General features: G+C 39.6%; 16 protein-coding genes and 2 pseudogenes. 13 read left to right on the forward strand and 5 right to left on the reverse strand.

Translation table 11 applies throughout. From position 1 onward, the window contains the following. Nucleotides 1-20 precede the first annotated feature (20 nt). From THETH_RS00510 to THETH_RS00520, 3 genes are read right to left on the reverse strand one after another with little or no spacing between them, the layout of a single operon-like run. Nucleotides 21-1,160 carry a SpoIIE family protein phosphatase gene (locus tag THETH_RS00510; protein ID WP_013931430.1) on the reverse strand — a complete coding sequence of 380 codons (1,140 nt, stop codon included), beginning with the start codon at nucleotides 1,158-1,160 and terminating at the stop codon, nucleotides 21-23. Then, a complete protein-coding gene (locus tag THETH_RS00515; RefSeq protein WP_013931431.1) occupies nucleotides 1,147-2,784 on the reverse strand; it encodes a [Fe-Fe] hydrogenase large subunit C-terminal domain-containing protein in 1,638 nt (545 codons plus the stop codon). Before THETH_RS00515 ends, THETH_RS00510 begins: the two co-directional genes overlap by 14 nt. Continuing rightward, a complete protein-coding gene (locus tag THETH_RS00520; protein ID WP_281012315.1) occupies nucleotides 2,777-3,019 on the reverse strand; it encodes an NAD(P)H-dependent oxidoreductase subunit E in 243 nt (80 codons plus the stop codon). Before THETH_RS00520 ends, THETH_RS00515 begins: the two co-directional genes overlap by 8 nt. Nucleotides 3,020-3,347: 328 nt before the next feature. Between THETH_RS00520 and THETH_RS00525 the strand changes: the two genes are divergently transcribed. The 5 genes from THETH_RS00525 to hydF are packed head-to-tail and all read left to right on the forward strand — an operon-like array spanning nucleotide 3,348 to nucleotide 7,533. Then, nucleotides 3,348-3,593, forward strand: coding sequence for a TM1266 family iron-only hydrogenase system putative regulator (locus tag THETH_RS00525; RefSeq protein ID WP_013931433.1), 246 nt, complete (start codon nucleotides 3,348-3,350; stop codon nucleotides 3,591-3,593). A gap of 14 nt (nucleotides 3,594-3,607) precedes the next feature. Continuing rightward, nucleotides 3,608-5,011, forward strand: coding sequence for a [FeFe] hydrogenase H-cluster radical SAM maturase HydG (gene hydG / locus THETH_RS00530; protein ID WP_013931434.1), 1,404 nt, complete (start codon nucleotides 3,608-3,610; stop codon nucleotides 5,009-5,011). Then, a complete protein-coding gene (locus tag THETH_RS00535) occupies nucleotides 4,998-5,243 on the forward strand; it encodes a hypothetical protein (RefSeq protein WP_041446335.1) in 246 nt (81 codons plus the stop codon). The genes hydG and THETH_RS00535 overlap by 14 nt, the downstream gene beginning before the upstream one ends. Continuing rightward, on the forward strand, nucleotides 5,227-6,264 hold the full coding sequence (hydE, locus tag THETH_RS00540) for a [FeFe] hydrogenase H-cluster radical SAM maturase HydE (protein ID WP_013931436.1): 1,038 nt from the start codon (nucleotides 5,227-5,229) through the stop codon (nucleotides 6,262-6,264). The genes THETH_RS00535 and hydE overlap by 17 nt, the downstream gene beginning before the upstream one ends. Nucleotides 6,265-6,282: 18 nt before the next feature. Then, nucleotides 6,283-7,533: a [FeFe] hydrogenase H-cluster maturation GTPase HydF gene (gene hydF / locus THETH_RS00545; RefSeq protein ID WP_013931437.1), complete on the forward strand. Its 1,251-nt coding sequence runs from the start codon at nucleotides 6,283-6,285 to the stop codon at nucleotides 7,531-7,533. Nucleotides 7,534-7,552: 19 nt separating this feature from the next. Here hydF and THETH_RS10415 read toward each other — a convergent pair whose 3' ends face one another. Together THETH_RS10415 and THETH_RS00550 are read right to left on the reverse strand one after the other, a co-directional pair. Beyond that, nucleotides 7,553-7,741 carry a hypothetical protein gene (locus THETH_RS10415; RefSeq protein WP_013931438.1) on the reverse strand — a complete coding sequence of 63 codons (189 nt, stop codon included), beginning with the start codon at nucleotides 7,739-7,741 and terminating at the stop codon, nucleotides 7,553-7,555. Then, nucleotides 7,716-7,991: a hypothetical protein gene (locus tag THETH_RS00550; protein WP_013931439.1), complete on the reverse strand. Its 276-nt coding sequence runs from the start codon at nucleotides 7,989-7,991 to the stop codon at nucleotides 7,716-7,718. The genes THETH_RS10415 and THETH_RS00550 overlap by 26 nt, the downstream gene beginning before the upstream one ends. A 196-nt stretch (nucleotides 7,992-8,187) precedes the next feature. Here THETH_RS00550 and THETH_RS11060 point away from each other — a divergent pair. From THETH_RS11060 to THETH_RS00585, 8 genes and pseudogenes are all read left to right on the forward strand, one after another. Then, nucleotides 8,188-8,247 (forward strand): annotated as a pseudogene (locus THETH_RS11060) (hypothetical protein); the annotation flags it as partial. A gap of 169 nt (nucleotides 8,248-8,416) precedes the next feature. After that, nucleotides 8,417-8,899 (forward strand): molybdopterin oxidoreductase family protein, encoded by a 483-nt coding sequence (locus THETH_RS10220; protein ID WP_157723281.1) that lies wholly within the window; start codon nucleotides 8,417-8,419, stop codon nucleotides 8,897-8,899. Beyond that, on the forward strand, nucleotides 8,896-9,447 hold the full coding sequence (gene mobA / locus THETH_RS00560; RefSeq protein ID WP_013931441.1) for a molybdenum cofactor guanylyltransferase: 552 nt from the start codon (nucleotides 8,896-8,898) through the stop codon (nucleotides 9,445-9,447). Before THETH_RS10220 ends, mobA begins: the two co-directional genes overlap by 4 nt. Beyond that, on the forward strand, nucleotides 9,444-10,202 hold the full coding sequence (fdhD, locus tag THETH_RS10225) for a formate dehydrogenase accessory sulfurtransferase FdhD (RefSeq protein ID WP_013931442.1): 759 nt from the start codon (nucleotides 9,444-9,446) through the stop codon (nucleotides 10,200-10,202). Before mobA ends, fdhD begins: the two co-directional genes overlap by 4 nt. Beyond that, nucleotides 10,199-10,987 (forward strand): annotated as a pseudogene (locus THETH_RS10875) (formate/nitrite transporter family protein). Before fdhD ends, THETH_RS10875 begins: the two are co-directional and overlap by 4 nt. 212 nt (nucleotides 10,988-11,199) lie before the next feature. Next, the gene (rsmH, locus tag THETH_RS00575) at nucleotides 11,200-12,078 is read left to right on the forward strand and encodes a 16S rRNA (cytosine(1402)-N(4))-methyltransferase RsmH (RefSeq protein WP_013931443.1); all 879 of its coding nucleotides are present in this window, start codon (nucleotides 11,200-11,202) and stop codon (nucleotides 12,076-12,078) included. 14 nt (nucleotides 12,079-12,092) lie between these two features. After that, the gene (locus THETH_RS00580; RefSeq protein ID WP_013931444.1) at nucleotides 12,093-12,377 is read left to right on the forward strand and encodes a hypothetical protein; all 285 of its coding nucleotides are present in this window, start codon (nucleotides 12,093-12,095) and stop codon (nucleotides 12,375-12,377) included. Between the two features lie 109 nt (nucleotides 12,378-12,486). Beyond that, nucleotides 12,487-14,142 carry a penicillin-binding protein gene (locus THETH_RS00585; RefSeq protein ID WP_245530509.1) on the forward strand — a complete coding sequence of 552 codons (1,656 nt, stop codon included), beginning with the start codon at nucleotides 12,487-12,489 and terminating at the stop codon, nucleotides 14,140-14,142. Nucleotides 14,143-14,148: the final 6 nt, after the last annotated feature.

The following is a 14,148-nucleotide window of genomic DNA, read 5'->3' on the forward strand; positions in this document are numbered from 1 at the left end:
ATCGTAGCACCTCCACAAGGTCAGTAGTATTCAATGTTGACGATTTTACCTAGTTCTCTTAATCTTTGCGCCAGATCGTTTATCAATCTGAATTTCAGCGATATATCGTGCGCAAAAAGAGGATTTTGATGAGCCGGGTTTATAGCACGGCCGACCAAAAAGTTTATTACATCGGCATTTTCAAGTTCTTGAACAATAAGCCTTGCAGCGTAACCAATGTCTTTTGTTTGATTTTCAAAATATCTGAAAACCTGTGTAAGAGTTATTATTCCCTCGGTCACAAGATCTATCCCTTCCATTTTTCCAACCGGAGGTGAGTCTTCGTATATTGTTTGGATGTCGATTTCTATCGGCTTTCCCAAAACCCTTTCAACGATTTTTCCAGTCGTACCACCGCAGACGATCTTTTTTCCGGGAGAGTTGATCAGTTTGTTGACCACTAAAACATCGTTTTCCTTTTTTTCTGGAGGACCGACCATTATCGTAACTATCCTTTTTTCTCTGATTTTCAAAGCCACAACTGTTGCATCATCTCCTTTGGTTCCTCTATCGAGTTTTTCGACAAGCTTGACAAAATGCTCTGCTATGCTTTTGTGATCGACTTTGTTCTTCAAAAGATTGTCCAGCTCCTTTTTGACGTTCTCCAATCCAAATCCGAGTGGGAATCTATCTGTGCCCATTCCAGCTTGAGTGATACCGTCGGTCATCAAAAAGATCGAAAAATCTGTATCCACATCAAATTCACTCGATTGAAGCTTTTTGCCTTCAATGTAAAAACTCTTTTTCGGAATATCCAAAAGTTCCACGCCTTTGTAAACTAGAACAACCGGAAATTCGTATTCAAAGATGAAACATTTTTTCTTTGCGTATTCAATCTTGCACGTAGCCAGTGTTGCATAGCTTATACCACGCACTTTACACACAGGTAAGGTTTTGAGAATTGATTTAAAGGCATCTTCTATGCCGACGTCGTTGAACACCATTGTGGTGGCAATCGATGCAGTCAAAGTTGCAAGAATGTTTGCCTTCACACCGCTTCCAAGACCATCTGATACGCTGACAACCATTTTGTTTTCATCGTGTTTGTAATAAACTGCATCACCGCAGACAAGTTCTCCAGACTTGTTTTTCTGAGCGTAGTGAATCTCACAGGTTATCATCGGATTCCTCCATGATCTTTTTGAACTGTTCGAATCTACTTTTTGCTTCCGCTATCGATTCACCAAGCAAACTTGCTATTTCCTGCGCAAGCAACATTTGTTTTTCAAGCACTTCCTCGATTCTTTTGATCGATTCGTTTTTTATCCTCGAGATTTCTTCTTTTTGTTTGTTTTCCCTTGTGACGTCGACCAAAACGATCACATTTCCACTTTCTTCAGGAAGTTCGAAGGTTTTGCAATAGAACGTGAAGTGTTTTCCAAAGAGCTCCAAGTTTATTTTGTCCAAACGTTTTCTTTCGATTTCGCTTATAAATTCCATGATTTGATTCTCTGAAAAGTTCAGAAAGTATTTCCTTGCCATTTTGTTTTTGTAAAGTATCTTTCCATCTTTGTGAATAAATATTATGTTCGGTGATTCTTCGACAAGTTTGTTGCTCGCGCTTGAAACTTTTTCCACAAGGTATGGTAGACACATCTCTTTTTCAGCTTTGCCTTCCAAAACCGCTACGGCTTTTTCTCGACAGGTGTTGTACCCACAAGCACTGCAGTTGAGTTCCTTGGATGGATCAGTCTTTCCCATTGAAATTAACACTTCTTTGATGGCTTCCTCGCTGTAAGTGGTTTTCTTGGATCGATCCTTAAACTCTCTTGAAAGTTTAAGATTTGAATCTATTTGAATTATTCTTTTTCTCGTACTTTTCAACTCGTTTCTTATTTTCAATATCCTTGATTTTTTCTGGACAACGCTCAAATCCTTTCTGATGGCAGGACCGTTTATACAACTGTTGTCGCATGCAGAAAGTTCTACGAAAATCTTTGTGGAAATATCAAGATTCTTCAGAAATTCTGCGACGTTTCGAACTCCTGAAATCGAAATGCTATCCTCAAACTTTCTGTTGGTGCTGAAGTTTATGCCATCTGTGATAGGATAAAAGGCAGCTTTCTCAGCGTACGGTGGATCAGGTAAAACGTCTTTAAAGCTGGAAAGATTGACCTTTGAGATTTTTATGTACTCATCAAGTTCCTCGAAAGTGAGAACCACGTCGTATACACCTTCTAACTCTTTCTTTTTCGCTATGCAGGGACCGATGAACACAGATGGAAATTTGCCAAAGTAAGATTTCATGAACTCAAGGTGAGCCGCAGCTGGTGATACAACGTTTGCAAGGTATGGGATAATTTCTGGTTGATATCTTTCCACATAGTAAACAACGACAGGGCAAGCGGTGGATATGGTTGGTCCAGAGGATTTTTCGAAGATTTCCCCATACTTCATTGAAACAATTTCTGCTCCCACAGCTGTTTCACCGACGTAAGTTGCTCCTAATGACTTTAAAAAGGATATAACCTTGAAGGGTTGATCGAAATGAGCATAAAAGGATGGTGCTATTGAAACCATAAAAGGTCGATTGAGAATTGAGGTTAATTTCTCAATATCTTTTCTGTAAGTCTTGGCTTTCTGGGGGCATATTTCTATGCAATCTCCGCAGAGAATGCAATCTTCAGCCAACACTTTTGATTTTTCGTTTTCGAACTTTATGGATTTTACAAAACAGTTTCTCAGGCATTTATAGCAATACTGGCAGTTGGCATCAACGGAAACGATGTATTGACTATCAACCATTGTTCTCACTCTTTTCCGTTTCCATAATCTTCATGATCAATTCTTCAATGTTCTCCTCGGTTATGTTGGAGTAAAGTTTTCCGTTGATTTCAACGTTGACACCGTTTGAGCAGTTGCCCATGCACAGAGCCCCGTACAGTTTGATATTTGGAAACTTTTTCAGCTTTTCGACAATCTTATAAGCTCCTTTCATGTGACACGAACTTCCCATGCATACTTTGATTACCATTTCCATCACCGACTTTTGAACCGTTGAAAATTATCGTGAAGATTTTCACGTGATATTTTTCACAATATATACTACACCCAAAATGTGCCAATGTCAATCTCTTAACAATTCATTCACAAAATCGTTTGTTGTGATTATTGAAGTAATAAAATCCTTAACTTGCAAATTTGCAAACCTTATCAGTTTGTGATATAATTAACAAGGAGTCTGAGATGGAGGACCGTATGGTCTGACATCGAGGACGGGGAAAATGTGTGTAATGCCTTTCGTTGTTTATGCCAACTATTCCCCTTCCTCGATGTCGAGGAAGGGGTTTTTATTTGGAGGGATAATTGTGGAAAAGCGCTATTACATGATCAACATCGTTGTACTGGATCGAGAAAGCGCATACAATCAAGTCAACGAATTGTTGCATCAATATGCAAACTTGATCAAGCTAAGGGTTGGTTATCCTGTTGAAGAGGAAGGTTTTGCGGTGATTTTCGTCGTGGTAAAAGCAACCAATGACGAGGTTGGAAGTTTTGCGGGAAAACTTGGTAAGATTCCAAAAGTTAAAGTGAAAAGTACTTTGGTTAAATGAGGAGGGATTGTAAAATGTATGTATTTTTAAAAGAAAGGCTAGAAGCCAAAAGTTTTATCGACCCGCAGAAAATATGTGAAGAACTTGAAAAAGCAGTTCCTGAGAAAGAAAAAGTTCGAGCCATTATCCAGAAGTCTTTGGAAAAAAATAGACTATCACCTTCAGAAGTTGCTACCCTTCTGAATGTTCAAGATAAAGAACTTTGGGAAGAAATATTCGAAGCAGCTAGGAAGTTGAAAGAGGAAATCTATGGTAAAAGAATCGTTCTTTTCGCACCGTTGTACATTGGTAACGATTGCATAAATGATTGCGTTTACTGTGGTTTTAGAAACTCCAACAGAGAAGTTCAAAGAAAAACGTTGACTTTTGACGAACTTAGAAAGGAAGTCGAAGCTCTTGTAAGTAAAGGGCACAAAAGACTCATAGTAGTCTATGGAGAACATCCCAAATACAGCCCTCAATTCATAGCTGAAACGATTAGGACTGTCTATGAAACAAAGGTTGGTCATGGCGAAATTCGAAGGGTCAACGTCAACGCAGCTCCTCAAACAATAGAAGGTTATAAGATAATTCGCTCCGCTGGAATTGGGACTTTTCAGATTTTCCAGGAAACTTACCATCCAGAGGTTTATAGGAAGCTACATCCAAAAGGACCAAAATCGAATTATAACTGGCGTTTGTATGCCTTGGACCGCGCAATGCTCGCAGGAATTGATGATGTAGGGATAGGCGCGTTATTTGGACTTTACGACTGGAAGTTCGAAGTAATGGGACTTATTTACCACACGATTCATCTTGAGGAAAGATTTGGAGTTGGTCCACACACGATATCGTTTCCAAGGTTAAAACCCGCTATAGGTGTGGATTTCAAATCAAAGTACGCTGTAAGTGATGAGGATTTTAAAAAGGTAGTTGCTATAATAAGGCTCGCCGTTCCCTACACAGGTATGATACTCACAGCTAGAGAACCAGCGCAGCTTAGAAGAGAGGTTTTAAAACTTGGAGTTTCTCAAATTGATGGTGGTTCAAGCATAGGAATAGGTTCCTACTCAAAATCCGATCCAGAAACTCTCAAAAAAAGTCAGTTTACCCTTTACGACACCAGAAGTTTGGAGGAAATTATCCAGGAACTTTTGAAAGAAGGTTACATACCATCTTTCTGCACCGCTTGCTATCGCATGGGAAGAACAGGGCAACACTTTATGGAGTTTGCAGTTCCTGGTTTTGTAAGAAAGTTCTGTACACCAAATGCTTTGTTCACTCTCAAAGAATATCTGCTCGATTACGCATCGGCTGAAACAAGAGAAATTGGAGAAAAGCTTATTGCAGATGAAATCGAAAAACTTGAAATAAACAAAGAGATTGCTAAAAAATATCTTAAGAGAATTGAAGCTGGTGAAAGGGATGTTAGATTTTGATACACTGAACAAGCTTCTTCCTCGCGTTGTAATCGAAAAGAACTGTAAGATATGGATATGTGAAAAAGTTGGCAAAAGGCTTTCTTGTATAGCAAAGTACGGAGAGGAGCATTACTGCGAAACTCGCATAATTTACGAAGATGAAAAATACGTTGTTTTTTCCCAAAACTTAAACGACGAACAAACTCAAAAACAAATAGTTGAGGTGATTAAAAGTGCTCGAAAAGGATAGGATATTCAACTTTGAAAAAATAGATGTGGAATATGTTGCACATATTCTTTCGACGGACAAGTATGATCAGGAGCTTTTTGAATTTGCAAATGAAGTCAGGGAAAAGTACGTTGGCAAACAGGTTCATATAAGAGGAATAATAGAGTTTTCAAACTATTGTGTTCAAAATTGTCTTTACTGCGGTCTTAGAAGGGACAACAAGAAACTTACAAGATATAGAATGAGCCTTCAGGAGATAATCGATAGGGCGAAACTGATAGCAAGTTTTGGAATAAAAACTGTGGTCCTTCAGTCTGGAGAGGATTTTAGCTACACAACCGATGATATCTCATATTTGATTAGAGAAATAAAAAAACTGAATGTAGCCATCACTTTAAGTTTGGGAGAGCGTTCCTTTGAAGAGTACAAAGTTTGGAAAGAACTAGGCGCAGACAGATATTTGATGCGTCATGAAACTGCCAATCCCCAGCTTTATGCAGCTTTGCATCCAAACGACTCTTTTGAGATCAGAAAATCACATTTGTTTTATTTGAAAAAACTTGGCTACGAAACTGGTGCGGGTTCGATGGTTGGTCTTCCTGGGCAAACACCGTACGATCTTGCGCTTGATATAGCTTTTGTGAAGGAATTGGATGCTGATATGATAGGAATTGGGCCTTTTATTCCACATCCAGATACTCCTTTGGCAAACGAAAAAGGCGGCGATCTGAAAACTTGCTTGAAGATGATCGCGCTTGCAAGAATTGCTGTACCTACTGCTAACATACCAGCGACAACTGCGCTTGGAACGATTAATCCCTTTGGAAGGGAACTTGGTTTAAAATGGGGTGCCAACGTGATAATGCCAAACATGACCCCAAATCCTTACAGACCAAATTATTCACTTTACCCAGGAAAAATATGTGTGTTTGAAAACGACACAGCGTGTGCAAACTGCGTCAAGCAGATCATTAAGCGCGCTGGCTTAATTGTAAGTGACGACTACGGTTATCGCAAAAAAGAAGTAGTGATTGCACTTTGAAAAAGGGGTGAAAAAACTGTGAGCTTGAACAAAACTCCTCGTTCTGAAAGATTGCACATAGCGATCTTTGGAAGAAGAAACGCAGGAAAATCTAGTTTGATAAATGCAATCACAGGTCAAAACGTTGCTCTTGTTTCACCTGTTAAGGGTACAACAACTGATCCCGTTTACAAAGCCATGGAATTACTACCGCTTGGGCCAGTTGTTTTCATAGACACAGCTGGCATTGATGATGAAGGAGAACTTGGAGAACTGCGAAAGAAGAAAACTTGGGAAGTTCTTGGAAAAACTGATGTTGCTATATTGCTCATCGATAACACAGAAGGTGTTGGAGAGCCTGAAGAAGAAATTTTGAGTGCCATCAAAAAGCAGAAAATTCCAGCGATAGCTGTCTTTAATAAATGCGATTTAAAGACAATTTCTTCTGATATGCTCTCATTTTACAACGCCAAGTGGGAAATACCTGTTGTTCAAGTTTCTGCTGCCACTGGGGAAGGTATAGAAAAGCTCAAAGAAATACTCATGCAAACTGCCAAAGCCGATGAAGACCAAGTTTTTATAGTAAAAGATTTGATCTCTCGTGGAGATTTTGTAGTTTTGGTTGTCCCAATTGATAAATCCGCACCAAAAGGAAGGTTGATATTACCACAGCAACAGACGATAAGAGAGATCATCGACGCGGGTGGGATGGCGGTTGTCACACAAGAAGATAGACTTAAAGAAACTTTGGATGCGCTCAAAGTCAAACCTCGTCTTGTCATAACCGATTCGCAGGTTTTTCACAAAGTTGCGGCTGATACCCCTTTGGATATACCTTTAACTTCCTTTTCCATACTCTTCGCAAGGTATAAAGGAGATCTTGAAGAGCTTGTCAAAGGAACTCAAGCAGTTGAAAAGTTAAAAGATGGCGATAAAGTTTTGATTGCCGAAGCTTGCACGCATCATCGTTTGGATGATGACATAGCACAGGTGAAAATCCCACGATGGCTAAAACAAAAGACAGGAAAAAATCTACACATAGACATTGCGAGTGGTGGAGATTTTCCAGAAAATTTAAAAGAATACTCCCTCGTGATTCACTGCGGAGCTTGCATGCTCAACCGCAGAGAAATGATGCGAAGAATTAGACAAGTTAAGGAAGCCGGTGTACCAATAGTGAATTACGGTGTTTTCATAGCATATGTTCAGGGAATATTGAACAGAGTTTTACAACCCTTTCGAAAATTGAGAAACGCGTTAAAAGAAGAAGAAGAGACAAAAGTTGTATAATTTTTCATAAGAGGACCTGTCAACTTAAGAAGGAAAACTGCACTAATAGAAGAAATGGAAATAGCCACTTCACTATGTCCTCATCCCTCCTTTTGTACCATAACCTGCTTATGTTAAAACGCCTCAGCCTGTACCTTGTTATCCCTATCACGCTCTCAACAAGACTTCTTTCCCCAAACCTCTCATGCTCGTGTTCCCAATATCCCATATTCTTTTTTCTCGCTTCCCAGTACCATGGCCCTTGCTTTGCCTTTCTCTCGTGTCTTACTGACCAACGCATAGATCACTTTCTTCCTCTTAACCTCATTTATGTTCACCTTCATCTTGTCTATAGCTACTACTGCATTGCCTTCTATCTTCTCAGCATTCATCCTTGTCCACCATTTCCTCAAGGCTTCATGACTGACTCCAATTATGGCTGCTGCCTTCCTTAATGCAAGTTCATACTTTCGCCTCATGTGGAACTCTTTGTCTTTGAAAAAGGTTTGGTATAATTTGGTATAGGTACTCGGTGATATTTGTTGTTGTAACTTTCATCTTTACGGGAACCTCCTTTCGGTGAGAAGGTTGGTTCCCGTTTATTTTATCTTATTCCCCAGCTTAAGTTGACACCTCCACAAACATGCCCATGTCATATTCCCTGTTGCATCGTTTTTGGAAAAAGATGGAACTTTCACAAACACAGAAAGAAGAGTACAAAGAGTTAGAAAAGCCTTTGATCCAATAGGTGAAAGTAAACCAGACTGGCAGGTTATCATGGAACTTTCTAACAGAATGGGATATCCAATGAACTATAAATCTCCAGAGGAAATCATGGAAGAAATCCGTTCCTTAACGCCGATATATGGAGGTATAACGTATGCAAGAATAAGAGGAAAAAGGTTTGCAATGGCCTTGCAGAACCTTGGAAGACCCTGGTACATCGATACTTCATGTCTCAAGATTCAGCACACCAGATGGACTTGCAAAGTTTTTCGCCGTCGAATACCGAGAATCTCCAGAACTTCCAGACAAAGAATACCCATTCTTCCTTACAACTGGTAGGTTGCTCTTCCATTTCCATACTGGAACGATGACAAGAAGAAGCACCATTGCCAAGTACATAAATGAACCCTATGTGGAGATAAATCCAAAAGACGCACAAGAACTTGGGATAAAGGATGGCGACGAAATCTATGTTGTTTCAAGGCGTGGAAGAGTCAAAAGCAAGGCAAAAGTTACTGAAAAAGTCCCTGAAAGAACTGTTTTCAGCACATTCCATTTCTTCGAAACACCAATCAACGAACTTACTTTGGCAGATCCACTGGATCCGGTTGCAAAAATTCCAAACTTTAAAGTGAGTGCCGTGAGGATAGAAAAAGCATGATAGCGGTGATTTTGAACGGCGGGAGATCAACTAGATTTGGCGAGGACAAAAGCAACTTTTCCATAGGCAACTTGACGATGGTTGAAGTTGTCTTTAACAAGCTGTGTGAAGTTTTTGAAAAAGTTATTTTGGTCGGCAAACCCCATCCAAAACTCCCTTATGTTGTTGACAAATATTTCAAAGGGCCGGTCGGAGGTCTTCTGACCGCCCTTGAACTTCTCGATGAAGATGTCTTTCTAATCGGTTGTGATATGCCGTGCGTTATGCCTGAGGTTGTCAAAAGGATGTTGAAGTTCTTCAACAACGATGTTGACGCAGTTGTGCCAATGCTTTCTGATGGGTTTCACCCACTTCATGCGATTTATTCAAAAAGGATGGAAAAGCATCTGCGCAAAAGTCTTCTTGAGGACTGTTCTTTCAAAACAGCCTTCAAGTATGCAAGAGTTGTATTTCTCACTGAGGAAGATTTCAAGGATATAAAAGGGTGGCAGAAAAGTTTTATAAATATCAATACCAAAGCCGATTTGAAATTGCTGGAGGTAATATGAAGGTAAAAATTTTCAAATGCTTTACCGAAGGATTTTGTGAATGCTTTGAAGATTTGGTAATCGACGATTCACTGATAAGAGTTCATTTGAACGGTGAATTTCTTTTTGAAACCCACTGTTTAGCAGAGGATGTAGAAGAGTTTGTGCTTGGATATATGGTCTTCAAAGGAATAAGGCCTGTGAAGTGGTCCTTTTCCTTCGATGGAGTGAATGCCAATTTGAACCTTCACGAATTTAAACTTTTCAAAAGTCCGATGCTTGTCAAATTTACCCCTTGTATGAACGCGATAAAAGAACTTCAGGAATTTCAGAATTTTTCACTCGAAGAATTACCTTTCAAAACCAAAATTAGAACTTCAGCAGTTTTGAAAGCTATGGATCACCTTTTGAACGATGAGCTTCACAAGAAAACCGGAGCGGTTCACCTTGCTGGTCTGTACGATAGTGCTGGAGAACCATTGGTGAAATTTCAAGACATAGGAAGGCACAACGCTGTGGATAAAGTCGTGGGATGGATGGTTAAAAACAATGTTGATCCAACTGGTAAGATCCTTCTTTCAAGCGGAAGGTTGCCGTACGACATGGTGGTGAAAGCCGTTCACGCTGGCGTAGAAGTTCTTGCTTCAAAAGCACCTGCTATGGCAAGTGCGATTCAATTGGCTGAAAAACTGAATTTGACTTTAATTGGTTTTGTGAGAGAGGGAAGAATGAACGTTTACACACATCCTGAAAGGGTTGAGGAGGTGGAAGGATGAAAACCCCAGCGGAAGTACAAAAGGTGATTGTAGAGGAAGTGTCGGTCAAGAAGGCTAACCTTTCGATCCTACAAATGGTCTTATTGGGAATCCTTGCAGGTATGTACATCGGTTTTGGAGGGATACTCATGCTCACAGTCTCAACACAAGTCGAACCATTTGGCTTGAAAAGGTTTTTAGGAGGAGCTGTGTTCAGTCTAGGACTGATGTTAATCGTCATAGCTGGTGCGGAGCTTTTCACCGGCAACGTTCTCATGCTCACCTCTCTTTATGCCAAAAAGATCACGCTTGGTAAGATGCTGAGGAACTGGGGGGTAGTTTACCTTGCAAACTTGGTTGGTTCTATTCTCATAGCTTGGATGTACGTTCAAACTCATATTTAGGGAAATGCCAATTTTGTAAACGATCTTGGAAAATTCGCCGTATCAGTTGCAAACACAAAAGTAACTTTGTCTTTTGGAGAGATTTTCTTCAGGGCTATTTTGTGTAACATTTTGGTTGACCTAGCAGTTATACTTTCCCTCGCAGCAGACAGTGTTGAGGGTAAAATCCTTGGCATTTTCTTCCCGATAATGGGATTTGTTACGATGGGATTTGAACATAGTGTTGCGAACATGTCTTTGATTCCAATTGGGTTGTTCATAAAAAGTGTTTCAAACTTTGGCCCAGATACCTTAACATGGGCAGGCTTTTGGAAAAACATAGCAGCAGCAACACTTGGCAACATCGTCGGCCCTGGTATCCACTTTATGGTTCCAAACCTCAAAGTTGAAATACCGTTTTAAAAAGCCCCGGTTTTTCCGGGGCTTTATTTTTTGTTGAGACCAAGGGAACAGTTACATTAAACATGTAAACACAAGATTACTTACAACGTTATGCGCGTTTTTAGACTATTTATACGCTTTTGAAAACTTTTTCTTTCTGGTATTTCTGGTTTGGATATTTTTAAACTGATGAAATATAATTTTACCAGAATATTCAGCGGAGCGAATACGTTATGGAAACGATACACGTTCCAGTTATGGTAAACGAAGTTCTCCAGAGCTTTAAAGGCTTAAATGGAATTTTTTTAGATTGTACTGTTGGACTAGGTGGTCATGCTGAGGCTTTGTTGAAAAATTTTCAAGAAAGTGTAGTTGTTGGTTTGGACGTTGACGAAGAAGCTTTAGCAATAGCGAAGCAAAGGTTAGCGGAGTACGAAAAGCAAGGTAGAGTATATCTTTTCAATTGTTCTTACGTTGACGCAGTAGATGTTCTAAAGACTTTAAAAATAGATAAAGTCGTAGGAATTTTGATGGACCTAGGTGTGTCAACACTACAACTTGTCAAAAGTGAACGTGGTTTTTCTTTCTTGATGGATGGACCGTTGGACATGCGAATGAACAAAAACCAATCTTTAACAGCGTACGACGTTGTGAACAAATGGGATGAAGACGAACTTAGAAGAATTATTTTTGAGTACGGCGAAGAAAAAAGATACGCACGACGTATAGCGAGTTTTATAGTTAAAAACAGACCAATATCTTCAACGAGTGAACTTGTAAAAGTTATAGCGAAAGCCTTGCCGCCGGAAGCAAAACGCAATAGAAAAAGACATTTTGCCACAAAAGTTTTTCAAGCGATAAGAATAGCAGTGAACAACGAGCTTGAAAATTTAAAAAGATTTCTTTCATTTGCGCCAGAACTTTTGCAAGTGGGGGGAAGAATAGCGGTAATTTCCTTTCATTCGTTGGAGGATAGGTTGGTTAAACAGGCGTTTAAGACCGATTCAAGGTTGAGAGTTTTAACTAAAAAACCAATGGTTCCAAGTACTGAAGAAATAAAGAATAATCCAAAGTCGCGTAGTGCAAAGTTAAGGGTAGCGGAGCGAATTTGAAAGGAGGTTAAGGATTGGCTTTAGTTAAGTCACAAGTTAAGCGGAGCGTTAAAGCCGGCACGCGTACCCTTGTTTTAAGTCTTCCAAAGTTTATGCTCCTTCTTCTGTTCGTTACCGTGGTTCTAGCCATGGGAATACCAACTGTCAAACTCGTTATTGAATCTGCAAAGTTAGCCCAAGAAAACAGGGTACTTGAATCGCGCATCAACGAGATGCAGCTGCAGTTAAAGCAACTTGAAGAACTTCAAGCTCTTTTGCTTTCAAAACATGAAATTGTCAGAGTGAAAGATGGCGAATAACCCAACAGGTACGCGGGTAAAATTCATATTTTTCCTTTCCTGTGTTTTTGTGGGGGTAGGAATATCAAACCTTATTCTGCAAGGTTTAGGGTTACCTGCTGTTTATTCGTTGACCTTCAAAGTTCCATCCACCAGAGGTAAGATTTTCGATGTGTATGGAAGACTTTGTGCATACGACGAGATTGTTTACAGTGCTTATCTTGATGTCGATTTTCTCAAATCGCGTTTCAAAGAGCGATTGATGCCACATTTAAAACTTTTGATTGCTAATTTTTCTTTACCATACTCTCCCGAACAGTTGCTTTCAAATTCTAAGAGGTTTGTAAAACTTGGCCAAGCTAAGGAACGTGATGAATTACTTTCAAAAGTTCCAACGGAGTTGATACCTTTCGTTTCAATTGAATATGAAACTGTTAGAAAGCGCTTTGAAGACTATGGGATGGGAAAAATTCTTGGAAAAGTTATTGATGGAAAGGGATTTGGAGGAGTTGAAGAAGCTTTGAACTCAACTTTGGCAAGGCAAAAAGATGGAAAGATCAGAATCAGGTATAAAGGTTTCTTAACCACAACTTTGGTGATTGAGACGATTGCCTCACCGCGAAATGGTAAAGATATCAGCTTAACCATAGATTTGGACCTACAGAAAATAGCTTACGAAGAAATTAAAAATGCTGTTCAAAAAAACAGAGCAGTATCTGGTGGAGTAATAATCTTAGAAACAAAAACAGGTAAAATTCGTGCTATGGTTACCACAAGAGAATGGAACGATGCAATCATGGGATACTTTGAGCCAGGGTCTGCAATAAAACCAATTGTTTATGCAATAGCTCTTGAAGAAAAAATTGTAGATTTACAAACAATTTTTCAATGTGAAGGAAAGATAAAGCCCATTGATGATGTGGATATTGTCGTTCGAGATTTGTACGTTCACGGTAAAGTTGATCTGACCGAAGCACTTGTTGAATCCTGTAACAGTGCAACGATCCTTTTAGCAAGGCAAATCAAAGAAAAACTAGGAGATTACAACTACTACCAGTGGCTTGAAAAATTTGGTTTTGGAAAACCAACCAAGGTTCAGCTTGCCGGAGAAATCTCAGGAGTACTGAGAAAGCCAGAGAGTTGGTCAAAAATAGACTTTGCCATGATTTCGATAGGTCAAAGCATTGGAACAACTCCGCTTCAATTTGCCGCAGCTTTCAACACGATTGCCAACCGAGGAGTTTACGTTGCTCCAACAATAATTGAGGATTTTGAAACAGAAAAAAGAAAAGTTTTAAGCCCAGAAGTTTGTGACAAAATCGTTCAGATTCTTCATCAAGTTGTAGAACGTGGTACCGGTGTTAGAGCAAAAGTTCCAAACGTCGGCATAGCTGGAAAGACTGGCACTGCCCAAAAAGTTGCCGCTGGTGAGGATAAGTATTATTCAATTTTTGCAGGTTTTTTTCCGTATGAAGATCCGCAATATACCATTTTGGTTTGGTTGGATGAACCTTCGGCAAATGCATATTTAGCTGGTGAAGTGGCGGCGCCAATTTTTGCAAAAATTGTTCAAAGAATAACTAAGCTTTCAAGGGAACAAGTGATAAGCTTTCAAGAAGGTTTAATGCCAGATTTAAGAGGTTTAACCGTTAAGGACGCTTTGTTCATCTTAAAGCAGCTGAACGTCGAGGAAATAGAAATAGTTGGTACAGGCATCGTGAAAAATCAATACCCACCTCCCGGGTCAGTGGAGCTTGAAAAGGTCATACTTTTCCTAGGTTATTGATTTTGC

The organism is Pseudothermotoga thermarum DSM 5069 (assembly GCF_000217815.1).
In the GTDB taxonomy this organism is placed as follows: Bacteria; Thermotogota; Thermotogae; order Thermotogales; family DSM-5069; genus Pseudothermotoga; species Pseudothermotoga thermarum.